The 16635-nt window shown below is 42.5% G+C and carries 18 protein-coding genes; 10 read left to right on the plus strand and 8 right to left on the minus strand.

Annotated elements, in window-relative coordinates; translation table 11 throughout:
- Positions 1 to 5: 5 nt before the first annotated feature.
- The 6 genes from AC1DUD_RS12525 to AC1DUD_RS12550 all read right to left on the minus strand — a co-directional run bounded on the left by AC1DUD_RS12525 (position 6) and on the right by AC1DUD_RS12550 (position 5115).
- Positions 6 to 734 carry a (Fe-S)-binding protein gene (locus AC1DUD_RS12525; protein ID WP_330859666.1) on the minus strand — a complete coding sequence of 243 codons (729 nt, stop codon included), beginning with the start codon at positions 732 to 734 and terminating at the stop codon, positions 6 to 8.
- Between the two features lie 13 nt (positions 735 to 747).
- Positions 748 to 2070, minus strand: coding sequence for an MFS transporter (locus tag AC1DUD_RS12530; protein ID WP_477375014.1), 1323 nt, complete (start codon positions 2068 to 2070; stop codon positions 748 to 750).
- A gap of 270 nt (positions 2071 to 2340) precedes the next feature.
- Positions 2341 to 2673 (minus strand): YnfA family protein, encoded by a 333-nt coding sequence (locus AC1DUD_RS12535; RefSeq protein ID WP_477375015.1) that lies wholly within the window; start codon positions 2671 to 2673, stop codon positions 2341 to 2343.
- A gap of 117 nt (positions 2674 to 2790) precedes the next feature.
- A complete protein-coding gene (locus AC1DUD_RS12540) occupies positions 2791 to 3315 on the minus strand; it encodes a DinB family protein (protein ID WP_477375016.1) in 525 nt (174 codons plus the stop codon).
- A gap of 86 nt (positions 3316 to 3401) precedes the next feature.
- Positions 3402 to 3740 (minus strand): hypothetical protein, encoded by a 339-nt coding sequence (locus tag AC1DUD_RS12545; protein WP_477375017.1) that lies wholly within the window; start codon positions 3738 to 3740, stop codon positions 3402 to 3404.
- A gap of 46 nt (positions 3741 to 3786) precedes the next feature.
- Entirely contained in the window at positions 3787 to 5115 is a 1329-nt protein-coding gene (locus AC1DUD_RS12550) for an MFS transporter (protein ID WP_477375018.1), read from the minus strand.
- A 93-nt stretch (positions 5116 to 5208) separates the two neighbouring features.
- Here AC1DUD_RS12550 and AC1DUD_RS12555 point away from each other — a divergent pair, with 93 nt between their 5' ends.
- Complete coding sequence (locus AC1DUD_RS12555) at positions 5209 to 5703, plus strand: hypothetical protein (RefSeq protein WP_477375019.1); 495 nt, start codon at positions 5209 to 5211, stop codon at positions 5701 to 5703.
- A gap of 167 nt (positions 5704 to 5870) precedes the next feature.
- Here the strand turns inward: AC1DUD_RS12555 and AC1DUD_RS12560 are convergent, their stop codons facing one another.
- Together AC1DUD_RS12560 and AC1DUD_RS12565 are read right to left on the minus strand one after the other, a co-directional pair.
- The gene (locus AC1DUD_RS12560; RefSeq protein ID WP_477375020.1) at positions 5871 to 7610 is read right to left on the minus strand and encodes a thiamine pyrophosphate-dependent enzyme; all 1740 of its coding nucleotides are present in this window, start codon (positions 7608 to 7610) and stop codon (positions 5871 to 5873) included.
- Positions 7611 to 7804: 194 nt separating this feature from the next.
- Positions 7805 to 8539 carry a helix-turn-helix domain-containing protein gene (locus AC1DUD_RS12565; RefSeq protein WP_477375021.1) on the minus strand — a complete coding sequence of 245 codons (735 nt, stop codon included), beginning with the start codon at positions 8537 to 8539 and terminating at the stop codon, positions 7805 to 7807.
- A 442-nt stretch (positions 8540 to 8981) separates the two neighbouring features.
- Here AC1DUD_RS12565 and AC1DUD_RS12570 point away from each other — a divergent pair, with 442 nt between their 5' ends.
- The 9 genes from AC1DUD_RS12570 to ligD all read left to right on the plus strand — a co-directional run bounded on the left by AC1DUD_RS12570 (position 8982) and on the right by ligD (position 16520).
- Positions 8982 to 9149 carry a hypothetical protein gene (locus AC1DUD_RS12570; RefSeq protein ID WP_477375022.1) on the plus strand — a complete coding sequence of 56 codons (168 nt, stop codon included), beginning with the start codon at positions 8982 to 8984 and terminating at the stop codon, positions 9147 to 9149.
- 63 nt (positions 9150 to 9212) lie between these two features.
- A complete protein-coding gene (locus AC1DUD_RS12575) occupies positions 9213 to 9551 on the plus strand; it encodes a YciI family protein (protein ID WP_477375023.1) in 339 nt (112 codons plus the stop codon).
- 66 nt (positions 9552 to 9617) lie between these two features.
- The gene (locus AC1DUD_RS12580) at positions 9618 to 9956 is read left to right on the plus strand and encodes a YciI family protein (RefSeq protein WP_477375024.1); all 339 of its coding nucleotides are present in this window, start codon (positions 9618 to 9620) and stop codon (positions 9954 to 9956) included.
- A gap of 100 nt (positions 9957 to 10056) precedes the next feature.
- Entirely contained in the window at positions 10057 to 10671 is a 615-nt protein-coding gene (locus tag AC1DUD_RS12585; protein WP_477375025.1) for a DUF2652 domain-containing protein, read from the plus strand.
- A 69-nt stretch (positions 10672 to 10740) separates the two neighbouring features.
- Positions 10741 to 11739, plus strand: coding sequence for an alpha/beta hydrolase (locus tag AC1DUD_RS12590; protein ID WP_477375026.1), 999 nt, complete (start codon positions 10741 to 10743; stop codon positions 11737 to 11739).
- 14 nt (positions 11740 to 11753) lie between these two features.
- A complete protein-coding gene (locus AC1DUD_RS12595) occupies positions 11754 to 12761 on the plus strand; it encodes a bestrophin family protein (protein ID WP_477375027.1) in 1008 nt (335 codons plus the stop codon).
- 52 nt (positions 12762 to 12813) lie between these two features.
- On the plus strand, positions 12814 to 13821 hold the full coding sequence (locus AC1DUD_RS12600) for a hypothetical protein (protein ID WP_477375028.1): 1008 nt from the start codon (positions 12814 to 12816) through the stop codon (positions 13819 to 13821).
- 24 nt (positions 13822 to 13845) lie between these two features.
- Entirely contained in the window at positions 13846 to 14298 is a 453-nt protein-coding gene (locus tag AC1DUD_RS12605) for a carboxymuconolactone decarboxylase family protein (protein WP_477375029.1), read from the plus strand.
- Between the two features lie 161 nt (positions 14299 to 14459).
- On the plus strand, positions 14460 to 16520 hold the full coding sequence (gene ligD / locus AC1DUD_RS12610) for a DNA ligase D (RefSeq protein ID WP_477375030.1): 2061 nt from the start codon (positions 14460 to 14462) through the stop codon (positions 16518 to 16520).
- Positions 16521 to 16635 lie beyond the last annotated feature (115 nt).

Below are 16635 nucleotides of genomic sequence, written 5' to 3' on the forward strand. Positions count from 1 at the left end.
TTAGATCAGACATTCCCCCAGCCCAAAGCCAATACATCGGCAATATGCATGGTTTGAATAGGAAGATTATTTTTGTCGATATACCCTTGCATATGCATTAAACAGGAAGTATCGGTAGATATAATATATTCAGCACCGGCATCAAGGGCATTGTTTACTTTTTGCTGGGCCATTGCGGTTGAGATCCCATCAAACTTAACAGCGAAGGTGCCTCCAAAACCACAGCAGGTTTCGCCGTCTTTCAGATCAAGCAATTCAAGACCAAGCACTTTGGAGAGCAGCTGGCGGGGCTCATCTTTTATCTTACATTCACGCAGACCGGCACAGCTATCGTGATAAACAGCTTTACCATCAAGCTCGGCACCGAAATAGTCAAACTCCAGGATATTCACCAAAAAGTCCGATAATTCATAGATATTGCCTTGTATAGCCCTGCATTTATTGTGCACGGCTGTGTTGGTAAACAGGTCGTTATAATAATTTTTCACCATGCCTGTGCATGAGGCAGAGGGCGAAACTATGACGCTGTCTTCTGAAAAATCGCTTAAAAACTTATTGCCTACCTCTTTGGCATCGTCCCAAAAACCGGCGTTAAAAGCCGGCTGACCGCAGCAGGTTTGCGCCGGGTTGTAACTAACCTTGCAGCCTGCCTTCTCCAGCAACTTTACTGTATTAAAAGCTGTCGCAGGAAACAACTGATCTATAAAACAGGGTATGAACAACTCAACCTTCATCGGCACAAAATAGTTAACGGTTGCTAAAATCCGAATTTTTATTAATGTTTTGTTCGGTCTTTAGCAAAGAAAACAATAAAATCAAACCGACGATGAAGAATACGCCCAATACCAAAACCGAATTTCGTGGGCTTCCGGTTATTTCTTCAAAAAAACCAAAGCTGAACACCCCGCCTACTATGGCCAGTTTTTCGGTAACATCGTAAAAGCTGAAAAAAGATGCCGTATCAGGAATATTTTCGGGCAGATATTTGGAATAGGTTGAGCGCGACATAGATTGAATCCCTCCCATCACCAAACCAACCACCACTGCTATAATATAAAATTGTGTTTGCGTATAGGTGAAGTAAGCAGCAATACAAACCGCAATCCACAGGATCACCACCCCTATTAAAACCCGCACGTTACCATATTTACCCGACAGGCGCGACATGAGCGTTGCACCCAAAATAGCTACCAGTTGGATAATTAAAATTATGGTGATCAACTGCGGCGTTTCCATTTTTAACTCTTTAGCTGCAAAGCCTGTTGCCACCAGCATGATAGTTTGTACACCCATTGAATAGAAAAAGAACGATGGCAAAAACCTTTTTAACAGCGGCATCTCCTTAACCTTTTTCCAAACATGCCCCAACTCAATAAAACCGCCTTTTATAATATTGTGATTATGACTTTGCGCATTCGGACTCCCCTTAGGTAAAACACTAAAAGGGATCATGGCAAAACCTATCCACCACAAGCCTACCAATAAAAATGACAACCGCGGGGCGAAGGTTTTATCAACAATGCCAAACCACTCGCCTTTCAGCACAAATAAAAAGCAAATAAGCTGTAACAGCACACTGCCTATATAGCCATAGGTAAAACCCTTGGCGCTTACATTATCCTGCATGTCAACCGTGGCAATTTCGGGCAGGTATGAGTTGTAAAAAACAAAGCCTCCGCTATAGCCAATAGCTGCCAATGCAAAACAGATGATCCCCATCTCAAGGTGGTCTTTATCAAAATTGAATAACGCACAACAGGCAGCTGAACCAAGCAGCGTAAAAAACATCATGAAGATCTTTTTATTGCCTTTATAGTCTGCTATGGATGATAGTATGGGCAACAGCAGTACCATCACCATGTAAGCGGCCGATAAAGCATAATCTGAAAGTGCGGTGTTTACAAAGCTTTTCCCGAAAAAGTTAACCCTATCCCCATTAGCATGGTTGGTAGTAATGGCTACATAATAAGCCGGAAAAATGGTTGAAGTGATAACGAGGTTGTACGCAGAGTTGGCCCAATCAAAGAAAGCCCAGGCCCTTATGGTTTTTTTGTTGTTTTTGTTTTCCATTTGCTCACTAAATGTATGCAAATTTTAGAAACTCCAAAAAATGTCTGTAAGCAAGTAAATTGAAAAAACGACAGATGAAAAATTTTTACACGAATTTTTATGTATTAATCGAATTGCACGAATTTCAAATTCAAACCGACTAAAAATTAGTGTAATTCAATTAATTGCAAACAGTTTAAAAGTATTCGTATGGAAATTTCCCGTTACGAGATTTGAGCAAACAAACTGAATTATTTAAAACATCATTTCCAGCAGATCAAGGCTGCTTTATCAATGTCCACGCGGCGCGTAAACAATAACACAGGCACCTATCAATGCAATCAAAGCCCCGATAATATCATACCGGTCGGGCTTAAAGCCATCAACCTTCCATGCCCAGATCAATGCCATCACAATAAAAATACCGCCGTAAGCCGCGTACACCCGGCCGAAATTAGCCGTTTGCCAGGTTGCTACGATACCATAAAGCGCAAGGATCACGCCGCCCGTTATTCCAAACCAAAGTGGCTTACCTTCTTTTAGCCATAGCCAAACGAGATAACCGCCACCTATTTCAAATAAACCTGCGAATAAAAAAAGAGCGAAAGAGCGGATGATAGCCATTACGAAAACTTGATATGTAACCTTGCTAAAGATATCAAAATAGCGCCAATAGCCCGAAATTCTCATAAAAAAAGGCCTCCCTTTTCGGAAAGCCCTTGGTTGTTTTTATAGGTAGATTTAACTTCTGTCATAAAATGCCGGTGGCTCAATTCCCAAAGAACGGAGATAAACATAAGCCTGGCCGCGGTGATGTATTTCGTTATCAATAATGTATTGAATAATACTGTTTGCAACCCCTTCGTACTGACCGAAAGCTAAAACTGTTTCCTGAAAACGTTCCACCGGAATCTTTGCCCAATAGGTGGTAATATCTTCAGTGGCATTGTCCCATAACCTTAACAGGTCATTTTTGGAGTGTGCTTCAACTTTTCCGGTATGATGGTCAAGGCCTGCTATTGGCGTCCAATCGTTGCTTACAAGTCCTTTTACGCCTGGACTACTCATACTGATGATCTCTTTCACCATTTCAGAAAAAGGGCGCATTCCCCCTATCGAATAGTTAAAAAGGGCTTCCTGCGGAAAAGCTTCGATAAGTCTGCGGGTAACACGGCGCTGGCCAAGCCAGCTTTGTAAAAATTGATCTGGTGTATAAACAGATGCTGCTGCAGTTTCTGTTGGTTGTTGAATTGCGTTAGTTTCCATTGTATCGGTGGTTTTGTTTTTGATTACAATACAAAGTAACCTATCGGTGGTGACAGCCCTATGTCAACAGGAAAAAGAAAAATTAACTATTTTGTATTTTGGATAAAATCTACCACCTGTTGCTGTTCATTAGGCGAAAGCTGTCCTTCCGAATAGTGCCATTTCGAATCAGTATCAAACAAGATCTGCCCTAAATAATCCGGGTTCTTTTTATCATCAAGCAATGGTTTGCTTTCGCCAATTTCGGGGGCTATTTCCTGGATCTCGAAAAGGATAGCTTCGCCATCGGCATTTCCATTGTATAATTTGTACAAACCGGTGGCATTTAGCTCATGGTTTACGGATTGGTGCAACACCGGTTCAATGATGATATTTCGTTGTGTCCCGTTGTTGCCGGTTACGGTGTGGTTTACGGTGTGGATCATGGCTTATACTTTATTTATTGATAGTACAAGTATGTAATGAAATTGTTTAAACCTCCACTTCAACACGCTGCTTACGCAGCTTATTTTCAGTAAACATTAGCACAATAAGCATAATGAGCCCCAACACGAAGAAGCCGTCGAGCGCAAGCGTTGAGTCGCGCATTTCGTTAGTCACTGCTTCTACAAAACCAAAACAAAACAGGCCAACCACTATCGATAGCTTTTCGGTAACGTCATAAAAGCTGAAATATGAAGCTGTATCCGGAATATTCTCCGGTAGATACTTGGAGTAGGTTGAGCGCGATAAAGATTGTACCCCTCCCATCACTATGCCAATAATCACTGCGGCAACATAAAACTGGGTGGAACTGGTGATAAAATAAGCATACAAACAAATAGCCGACCAAATCGCCACTAACCCTACCAGCGTACGCACATTTCCGAATTTCTCCGACGATTTGGAGGCGATGAGCGCGCCGGGAACGGCAACAACCTGGATAATAAGTACGATAGAGATCAGCGCGGCATCTGGCATATGCAATTCTTTGGCCGCAAAATTAGCCGCGACCAGCATAATAGTTTGTACACCAACCGAGTAAAGAAAAAATGAAGCCAGAAAGCGCTTGAGCAGCGGCATATTCCGTACTTTTCCAAAAACCTTTGCCAGTTCTTTAAAGCCGCCGGTTATCACGTTATAATTATGCTTGCCCGCATTAGGCTGGCCTTTTGGTAACAGGCGAAACGGAATAATGGAGAAACCTATCCACCACACAAAAACCATCAGGAATGAGATCCGGGCAGGCAGCCAATCGTCGGTTATGCCAAACCAATTAGGTTCAAGCACCACTATAAAGCATAACACCTGCACTACAATACTGCCTACATAACCATAAATAAACCCTTTGGCACTTACAGCATCCTGCTTATCAGGAGTGGCTATTTGCGGCAGGTAGGAGTTATAAAACACAAAGCCACCGCAATAGCCTATAGAGGCGAGACCAAAGCAAAACATCGGAATTTCTAATCCAACACCAGGCTTAAAGAAAAACAAACCGGCACAAGCCAGGCTCCCCAGCCAGGTAAACAGTTGCAGGTACGATTTTTTATTGCCCCGATAATCAGCTATGGAAGTGAGGATTGGCAAAATAGCCGCAACCACAAGGTATGATAACCCCAGTATATAGTTTGATAAAACCGTATTAACGTATTGATGGCCAAAGAAGGTCACCATTTGGGTGTTTTTTGAATTGAATTTGGTTACCTCCACAAAATATGCCGGGAATATGGTAGAGGTGATAACGATATTATATGATTGATTGGCCCAGTCAAACATGCACCAGGCCCAAATGGTTTTCTTATTATTTTTCACTTCCATTACGGGCTTAAAAGTATGAATTTTGATTGAGTTACCTATTGGGAGAAAGTCAATATAAAATTTATTGTAGCTTTATTAACTGAAGATTATAACATGTTCAACTACCTCCACTTTACAAATCAATTCGGCTCGTATCTATATGATGATAAATTCCAGGTATTTTTAGCAGATACTTTTACCGATCTCAACCCCTACAATATTTTGAAAAGCGATTATATGCGCTCTGAATTATTGCATGTTGATTTAGGTTTTACCAACGATGACGCGGTTATTGATGAAGATGAACTTATAGTTTTAGAGCCCGGGCAGCCGATATTTTCCCACCTGAATATTTATCCTAACCCGGATATGCAATATGTGCTACCATTTGAGATTTCATTTACCGATATCCGTAAAGAAGTTTTCAAAAAAGCAGGCGAACCTACGCAAACGAAACATGAAGTTTCACCTGTATTGGATAAACATTTCCTGATAGACCATTACAAGATAGCTGACTTGGTATTAAGTATCGATTACGATCCTCAGGATGAACATATCAACTTTATACAGATCAGGGATAATAATATTATTGCACATTTGAAATTGTAAAGAACTGCCGGTAGTATCACTTTTGAGCTATTGCGTTAATCAGGTAAGTCAAGGCAAAATAAATTTTACACTAATTTTTCTAATTGAACCGAATTACACGAAATAATTCCCTAATCAAATTCGTGTAATTCGATTCAATTGTGTTGAACTTACAAAGCATTCGTGCATCAATCGAATATCTCCGGCAGATGCTTATAGTTGCCTTTCACAGTTGCTAAAACCTCATCAAACTTACCGCCAAGCATCATTTTGGTCATGGAAACGGCCATACCTTTAACCATTTTAAGTTCGATATGCGGCGGCATGGCGAGGGCTGTTCCATCGGTATAAACATTCACTAAAACGGGGCCGGTATGAGCAAATGCCTCGGCAATGCCCAGTTCAAGATCCTGCGGATCATTTATGGTGATCCCTTTGATGCCCATTGACTCGGCAACCATGGTAAAATCGGGATTGTGCATGTCAACTTCAAAATCGGGCAGGCCCATTACCTCCATCTCCAGTTTTACCATACCAAGAGCCCGGTTATTAAATACAATGATCTTGATAGGCAGGTTGTATTGCTTGATAGTAGCCAGGTCTCCCAGCAGCATGGAGATCCCCCCGTCGCCGCACATGGCTACAACCTGCCTTTCGGGGCAAGCCAACGCTGCGCCTATAGCATGCGGCATGGCATTGGCCATAGAGCCGTGCACAAACGAGCCGATCATTGAACGCCGGCCGTTGGCACTGATGTGCCGGGCACTCCACACGTTACACATCCCGGTATCGCAGGTAAAAATGGCATCGTCCGATGCATTTTCATTTACGATAGCAGCCAAAGCTTCGGGGTGAATGGCATCATGTTTACCGTAATCCTGAATATAGGCTTGTTGCTGCTCTTTCACTTTGGCATGTACATGAAGTTGCGCATCTAAAAAGCTTCGGTCGTCTTTTTCCTTGATCAAAGGGATCAGCGCTTTAATAGTGGATTTGATATCGCCATAAAGCCCCATCGTTAATTTAGCACGCCGACCAAGATTTTCAGGTTTGATATCAATCTGTACTATTTTTTTATCCTGCGGATAAAACGGGGTATAAGGAAAATCGGTACCCAACAAAATAACCAGGTCACTTTCATGCATACTATGATAAGCGGCAGGTAAGCCAAGCAGGCCGGTCATGCCAACCTCATAAGGATTATCATGCTCTAAAAACATTTTACCCCTAAACGAATAGCCAACCGGCGCTTTGATCAACGCCGCCAACTCAACCACTTCATCGTGAGCATCAACACAACCAATGCCTCCAAAAATGCAAACCTTAGGATGGCGATTGATCAGATCAGCCAGTTTCACTAATTCTTCCCATACCGGGGTAATATTGGCCTTGCAAAAAAAGTTATTTACCGACGAATCAATTTCTACCGCATCCTCCCCCGCTACATCCCCCGGAAAACCTAATACACCAACACCCTTGCGCTGAATAGCGGTTTGTATTGCTGCCTGCGTCATCCGGGGCACTTGTTTGTTATTGGCCGCCACCTGGTTGTAATAACTGCAATCGTCAAAAAGCTTAATAACATTGGTTTCCTGGAAATAATTACTCCCGAACTCTTTTGTGGCGCAGGTAGATGCTATGGCCAAAACCGGCGCTCCAGAACGGTGGGCATCATAAAGCCCGTTTACCAAATGCACGTGCCCCGGACCACTACTGCCCGCACAACAGGCCAGTCCGCTCAATTGCGCGTCGGCCGAGGCTGCAAATGCACCGGCTTCTTCGTTACGTACATGGATCCATTTTAATTCGGGGGTTTTGCGTACCGCGTCATTAAGTTCGTTCAGGCTGTCGCCTGTAATGGCATAAATGCGTTTTATCCCGGCTTGTATCAGCATTTCCACAAGCTGCTCGGCTACTTTTTTTGACATGTTTATTTGTTTAGCGTTAGTGATGTTTTGAGTTTCGTATACAGATAACACCAAACACATGCCATTTGTTAAGAAATTAACAGTCAAATATTTGTAATAACGAGATTATTTTAAGCTTTTGATATATCGTGATTTTACGATAATTGATGATATATCGAAAAATAAATCCAGGTGTACAGTACCCCTGACCACTTTTATTTCACCCTTTTCCAAACCTCGTCATAACCGTTCCCTTTCAGGTACAATAACGAATCTTTAAGCCGGTAATTAAATGTCCCTATTTTTCCATCCATGTATTGAGCATATCCCGGCCCCCCAATAGCTTCAATCAATACAGAATAAGTTTTATTTTGGGTATCTAAGGTATACGAGCCTGAAAATGCCGCGTAAATTTGTTTTTTTGAATACTGTATATCAGTAACCATAAATCTGTTGCTGGTAATTGTCTGATACCTGATCTGCCCCGGCTGGCCGCCGTAAGTGGTATCAGGCATACCGTTACTCATTATTTGCCAGGTTCCAAGGAAGGCCTTTTGATCATTAATTACTTTCCTGGAGCTTAGGCACGCTGAAAAGATCAATGCGCAAAAGGTTAAAGAGAAGACGGATAGAATTGTTAGTTTTTTCATTGCGTTTGTTTTTAGGTTAAATAGATCGAGTATGTAACTATAAACTTTACGGATGATATCGCGAATCTTATCCGTTGAATTACTTAACCAATCAGCCGTACCGGAGGGCGAGTTGTAAACCTGTTGATCAAGGGCGGTGAAGATCAGTTTTATAGTATAACTTCTCGGCGTTACTTCTCCTGCTTCTATTCTTTGAAGTGTACGCACATTTAGGTTACATTTTTCTACAAGTTCTTCCTGTGTTAATCCCCTGGCTTTTCTAAGTTTCGCAATCTTTTTGCCTAAGTCTGGTTGATGCATGGTCATGTAAAATTCTGAAGCAATGTTAAAATTAACAGTGTCAATATACAATAAACCAGGGTGTATTTATTGCCGGCATTAACCCGGCATTTTGATATTTTCTTAAGGGAAACGACTTTTTATATTAATTCCGGCACATGCATCAATAAGCACCCGGAAACAAATACCATATCTCAACACCCTTCTTTCTTTTATCAATATTTTTAAGGCTCTGTATTTAGTGGAACGTCATTCCAATTCACGAAATAAGGTGTAAATCAAGGTTCCAAAAACATAATAAATAACTGAAAACCAACACAATAAATCAATGGCACAGGCATTGTAAAGTATAACATGTTGTTGCAAGTATGTGATTCAATACTACCATTTACACACCAGGGCAACTATAAATAACACGAATAAATAAAGCAAATAAACTAAACATTTAACTAAAAGAGGCAACATGGAAAATTGGCTATTCGGATCTCACGGAGGTCCCCGCAAAGAGGTCAATCAATCAGACGAAGTTCCATCTGAAGAATTTGATCCAAATGAAGAGAGTTTAAGCGAAGGTGGTGAATACATGGACGATTCTTTACGAATGGTTGAGCAACCACTCCCGGATGAATAAAAGAATCAACAACAACCTTAAAACATCAATAATCCAACAATAAACAATTTAAACATCAACAATATGAACGAATTCCTATTAATATTTCGCAGAGATTACAAAACCAAAGAAGCACAGCCAACGGCAGATCAATTCCAGGAAAGTTTAAAACACTGGGGCGAATGGTTTGGCAAACTTAAAGCCGAAGATAAAATTGTTGCCCTCCCGCCTCGTTTTGACGGCAACGGAAAAGTCCTAAAAACAGACAAAACAGTATCGGATGGCCCATACCTTGGACCAAAAGAATCAATCGGGGGCTTCATCATTGTTAGGGCTAATTCATACGATGAGGCTACAGAAATTGCACAAGGTTGCCCTGTGCTTGAATTGGGCGGCAATGTAGAAATACGCCAGGCACAATAACTCATTATCCCTACAACTACCATAAAGCATCAATAATTCAAATACCAAATTTTAACCATCTATACTATGAACGAATTTTTATTAGTATTCCGCAGAGATTACAAAACCAAAGAAGTACAGCCAACGGCAGATCAATTCCAGGAAAGTTTAAAACACTGGGGCGAATGGTTTGGCAAACTTAAAGCTGAAGATAAGTTAGTTGCCCCACCACGTCGCTTTGATGGCGCTGGCAAGATCCTGAAACAAGATAAAACCGTTGTGGATGGCCCTTACCTGGAACCCAAAGAATCTATCGGCGGCCTACTGATCATCAAAGCTGATTCGTACGAAGAAGCAACCAAAATTGCAGAAGGTTGCCCTATACTGGAATTGCGCGGCAACGTAGAAGTGCGCCAGGCTTTATAAACAGTCAACAGTATTTACAGGCCATGGGACTGAGATCTGTAAATACTGTTAAACCATTAGCCTGTAAAACAAAGTAAGATTTAATTAACACATCACGGAAATGAACGAAGATCACAGGGGAACCATTTTTATTGTGGATATAAGCGGCTACTCGAAGTTTGTTGCCGAAACAGATAACGAAGCAGGCAGCCTGATCATCTGCGGTCTGTTGGAATCAATCATTGATGCAAACCGTCTTTCATTCAATATTTCGGAAATAGAAGGCGACGCCATACTGTTTTATCACCATGGCCCGGCTTTCCCGGTGAAAGAAATTCTTTCTCAGTTTGAAGCAATGCTTCAGTCGTTCAGAAACAGGCTTGAAACCTATGCTGAAGATTTTCCGCAAACTGCCGCGCTATCTATTAAACTGGTGGTGCACTACGGAGTGATCGGAAAGTTTTCTGTAGGGAGTTATTCTAAACTATTTGGCCAGGCGGTTGTGGAAGCTCATCGCCTGTTAAAAAACAGCATCGGCACCCACACCTACGCGCTGGTCACCAAAGAATATTTTAATGAACAGGATAATACCGCCCTCCCTGTTGCCGAAGCAGCCGAAGCTTGTGAAATATATGATGTTGGGCGGCTTTGCTATACCTATTTTGCTTACCCTTTTAATGCTGATACACATTCATTGATCCCGCAAAATTTGAGTCTTCAGCAAACGGGCAGTTAAAAGATAACGCCGAGCACACATGCCATTCTCTTAAGCAACTATCATTTACCATATAAAACAGAAAATAAAATGAAAACGAAGGAACCTAAATTAAAAATACAGGATTACGCCACCGATAGTAAACTATCTAAGGAAGTTAAGGAGTTTTTAAAGGTATTAAACAACCCCAACAACCCTCCTATAGAGAGCTTAACCAAAGAAGAAGCCCGCCAGGTATTAATAGATGCGCAGGCATCTGTAAATGTTGATCTGTCAGGTATCGACGAAATGGAAAAAGATATTGTCGCCGATGGTTTTAGCATCAGGTTAAATATTGTAAGACCGGCAGGTAACAACGAAAGGCTTCCTGTATTTATTTTTCTGCATGGCGGCGGTTGGATCCTGGGCGATTACCAGACACATAAACGCCTTGTTCGTGACATAGTTGTACTCAGCGGATGCGCAGCAGTTTTTGTGAATTATACTCCATCTCCAGAAGCAAGATATCCGCAGGCCATTAATGAAATATATGCAGCAACAAAATGGGTAGCCGCAAATGGCAATGAAATTAATGTGGATGGCAGCAACATGGCCATTGTTGGCAATAGTGTAGGTGGTAATATGGCTATGGTAACTACCATATTGGCCAAAGAAAGAAAAGGTCCGGAAATAAAACTTCAGGTTATGCTTTGGCCGGTTGCCGACGCAAGGTTTGATTCACGATCATACCAAAAATTTGGAACCAACCGCTTTTTAACTTCCTCAATGATGCAGTGGATGTTTGATCAGTATGCTCCGGATAAAGCACAGCGGGAGGATATTCATGTATCGCCGTTAAACGCCACCATTGAGCAATTACAGGGCTTACCTCCAACGCTGCTCATTGTTGCACAAAGCGATATTTTACGTGATGCAGCGCAGGCTTATGCACAAAAACTGGATGCTGCAGGTGTACCAACAACCTCGGTACGCTATAATGGCATGATCCACGATTTCGGATTATTAAATGCGCTGGCTACCACACCGCAAACACGGTCGGCCTTTTACCAGGTAGCGGCAGAGTTAAAACGATACCTGAAACCGGCTTAACAATTTATTAAATTATGCACGCTGGAAAATCATATAAACTGCCAGAGTTCCTGGTGTGGACAAGGAGAAAAATTTATACCCTTTTTATCCTCGGCCTTATACCCGTACTGCTTTACGAGGTCATGGGCTTGAAATGGCTTGATATCCCATGGCCCGTAATAGGTCTGGTGGGCACAAGCGCAGCATTCATAGTAGGTTTTACCAATACACAAACCTACAGGCGCACAGACGACGGACAACAAATGTGGACCAGCATTTTTAGCCAAAGCAGGTCATGGGGCCTCATAAGCCGCGATTTTTTCAATAACCCTGAAAAAAGCAGGCTGCTTATATACCGGCATATAGCCTGGCTTACGGCATTGCGTTATCAATTAAGGGAAGACCGGATTTGGGAGAGCGTAAATAAAAAACATAATGCCGAATACCAGCAATACTACACCGTTCCGGAATGGAAAATATCATTGGAAAGTGAGCTTGCAAATTATCTGTCAGGCGATGAACTAAAATACATTTTGGGTACAAATAACAAGGCTACCCAAATACTTGCATTACAGAGCGAAACACTAAAACAACTGTATGAGCAGGGAGAAATTGCAGTGTTGCAGTTTGTAGAAATGGAACGTGCCATCCGTGATTTTTATACGCAGCAGGCTAAAACCGAGCAGATGAAAAATTCACCCTATCCGCGGCAGTACGCCATTATCAACACCTTTTTTGTACGGCTGTTTTGTTTCATACTACCCTTTGGTATGCTTAAGGATTTTGACAGCCTTAATAACGAGGTACATGGCATCATGAAGGGTTATATGGTTTGGCTGGTGGCGCCTTTCAGCACCGTTATTTCCTGGATATATACCTCCCTTGAACAAGTAGGCGAAAGTACCGAAAACCCTTTTGAAGGCAGTGCTAACGATGTGCCCATTTCGCAAATGAGCAGGAGCATTGAAATTGAGCTCAGGGAATTTCTGAAAGAAACGGACCTGCCACCCGAGTTAATGGCTCAGAACGATATTATTCTATAAATAATCTCCCGGAAAAGCCGTGAGGTAATAATGAACCTAAAATAATTTGAAGATGGAAACATTAAACATGGAAATTAAAAACACCATCCCCGTTTTAAACAGCCTTGCCGGCGTCATGGAAACAGGCCTGCTTTCAGAAAATGTTTACCTGACCCGTTTAGACGAGGACGCAGATCCGGGTCACCCGTCATCAGGTTTGAGGATAAACACACTTGGTGTTACCGAAGCCCCGCTACCCAAAATCCTGGAACTTTTGGGCATCCGCAGCATTACTTTAAATGCCAGTTATGACTTTACTCCGCTTGCAAAACTGGCGGTCACCCTGCCTCCTGCACAGGTTGAACAATATTTGTGGACCTTTTTTAAGGACGAGGGCGTTATAAACGAGCTCCGGTCTTTATTTAATAACTGCCGCACCATCGCTTTTGACGATTGGTCGGCCATTACAGGCGCTTCCAGTCTTTGGAACGGGTTGCTGGCTGATGTGATCAAGCCATTAGGTATAAAAAACCTGGAATTTATCTTTTATCTCGGCGACCCGGGGCACAAGCTTTCGTTCCAGGTAGATGAGGCGATTGACCTCATCAGCGAATTTTCATATCACGGACAAGTGACCTTTGCTCTTGACGAAAGTGAAGCGATGAAACTATGGATGGTATTGAACGGCGTAAACCCGGATACATCTCTTGAGGGGCAAACTCCAGCTGATCTTAACAAGAAATTCTTCTCCATTTTCAGGACGATGAATGTTAGCCGGCTACTGATATATTCGGCCAACAATGCAATATTGTTCTCTAAAGATCAGCAATTTATCCTCAGCAGAAAAAAGGTTGATCATAATGTTGAGATAGGTGCTAATGCGAGGCAAAACTTTATTGCCGGCTTCAGCATCGGTTTGTTGAAGCAACTTGATATTGCCCATTGTATTGCCCTTGGCCTTATTGTGTTTGGCTGTTACGGTGAGTATAATCCCAAACCAAGTCAAAAAGACCTGCTTCTGTACATTCAAAAATGGATTGAAGATCTGCAAAAACCAGAAAGCATACATCTGTACGAATAAATAATAACATTAATTTAATCACCAATGGAACCAAGAATCAACGTATTTGCAAAAGGACAAAACGCCTTAAAGCCACTGTTTCAAACAGGGGCCTACCTGAAACATTCGCCCATCGAAGAGCAACTTCAGGAACTTATATTTTTCAGGGTATCTCAAATAAATGGCTGTGCCTATTGTTTGGATATGCACTCTAAAGATGCCCGTGCCCACGGCGAAACCGAACAGAGGCTTTATGGTATAAGCGCATGGCGCGAAACACCTTACTACACTGACCGCGAACGGGCTGCTTTAGCCTGGGCCGAAGCCGTAACTAAATGCGACGTACCAGACAGCGTATATGAGCGGGTAAAACCACTATTTACTGATGAAGAGTTGATTGACCTCACACTTGCGATCACCACCATTAACACCTGGAACCGGTTTAACCTGGCTTTCCCGAACGTTGCGGGCACATACAAAGTGGGGCAATTTGGTTGATAACCCTTTTACATGGGGCCAGCGTGCTTCATTGCAGGCCCCATGTAAATAATTCTCTACCCGGTTGAACAAGCGGCAGATGGCTTTCACCCTTTTCAAACACGCTACACCTTATCCTCCGAATTTCAGATACAAACTATCGATAACAAACAAAAGTAATTATGGATCTTCAAACAGATATCGAAAAACAGGATTCTTCAAAAACAACCCTGCCATCATTGAATGAGCTTTTAGCCGCAGCCCCGGAAGCTAATTTGCCACAGGATTTTAAACCCATGAAACCCACCCTGGTAGATACTCCGTTTGATGACCCCGAATGGTTGTTTGAAAATAAATGGGATGGCTACCGCGCAATAGCTGTAGTAACCGGGCATAACACAAAGCTTGTTTCACGTAACGATGTTTCATTTGCCAGGTATTATCCCGTTATCAATGTACTGAATACCTGGCCATGCAACGCTGTTATTGATGGCGAAATAGTAGTTATGGGCAAAGACGGAAAAACGGATTTTGGCGCACTACAGAATTGGGAAATTGAAAAAGACAGCATGCTTGCATACTATGTATTCGATATACTCTGGTATGAAGGCAAAAACCTGATGGGTTTACCTTTGAAGCAGCGGCAAGCTATTCTGCAGCATGTTGTACCAAAGGGTAACCACATTATTCGCCAAAGCATGGCTATCCCAGCTAAAGGCACAGAGCTTTTTGCAAATGCAGAAAAGCATAGCTATGAGGGCATTGTTGCCAAGCAGGCAGATAGTGTTTACACTCCTGGCAAGCGTTCAAAAGCCTGGCTTAAAATAAAAGTACAACGAAGGCAGGAAGTAGTGATAGGCGGGTTCACTAAAAATAAAAATACGGAGAAACCTTTCAGCGCTTTGTTGTTAGGAGTTTATGAAAATGGGAAACTCCGGTTTGTGGGGAAAGTTGGAACCGGCTTTTCTGTAGCTCAGCAAAAGGAAATGATGCAGAATTTTGCACCATACATAACCGGTATAAGTCCCTTTGATACAGAAACTGCGGGTCATATATCACCTTTAAATAAAAAAGTATCAGGAGAAAGTTTTACATGGCTCAATCCTGAACTGATATGCGAAGTTAATTTTGCCGAGATCACTAAAGACGGACTTTTCAGGCAGGCATCATTTAAAGGTATGCGCATTGATAAAAAGGCCATTGATGTTGAATTGGAAGTTGCCAAAAACACTACTGAAACCGTTGCACAAACGGATACAACAGCAACTCCCCTGTCATCGTCATTGCCGTCATCAGCGCAAATCAGCCTTATTCCGCGGGGCAGCGATGCGGCTATAGTCAATTTTAACGGTGCAGATCAGCAGTTTACGCATCTCAACAAGACATTTTGGCCGCAGGAAGCGGTGACCAAACGGGATATGCTTAATTATTACATAGTTGTCGCCGAATATATGCTGCCGCATCTCCGGAACCACCCCATGTCATTAAATCGCTTTCCTGACGGCATTGCAGGCCCGCATTTTTACCAAAAAGATGTTACGGGCAAAGCTCCCGGCTGGGCCACAACCTTTGCTCATGATACAGCAAAAGGTGAGCATCATAATTACATTGTTGGCGGCGATGTTTCAAGCCTTTTGTGGATGGCCAATCAAGGCTGCATCGAGATCAATCCCTGGCTTAGCCGCATAAGTTCGCCGGAATGCCCGGATCATTGCGTGATTGACCTTGACCCCGATGAACAGAATACCTTTGACCAGGTAATTGAAGCAGCCCAAATGGTAAAGAAGCTGCTCGATGCACTGGGAGTGCCTTCATTTCCTAAAACATCGGGATCAACCGGGATTCATATCTATATACCGCTGGGCCCGGGTTATACCTATGAACAATCTCAAATGCTGGCCAAACTTATTGTAAACGCAGTTAATCATGAGTTGCCGGGCTTTACAACGCTTAAAAGAATGACCGCTGCAAGGAATGGAAAAATGTACCTCGACTTTTTACAGAACCGGCCGGAAGCTACTATTGCCGGTGTTTATTCACTTCGCCCCAAACCCGGCGCTACCGTTTCCATGCCATTGCATTGGGATGAGGTTAAACCCGGTTTAAAAATGCGCGACTTTACCATATTTAATGCCCTTGACCGGCTCAAAGAAACCGGCGACCTGTTCAAAGGGGTGCTTGGCACCGGGATTGATTTGCCTGCAACCATAAAAAAAGCCGAAACTATATTTAATAGTAATTGAAGGCGCACTGAAAACATCATAAAAAGTCCCCAAACCCGCGTTGAGAGAATTTGCGGTGAGATTTGATCTACTTATAATTTCAGCATAAAAATATATTAAAGGACAGCTTGCCACC

The sequence above is a fragment of the Mucilaginibacter sp. P4_A11 genome (assembly GCF_056402535.1).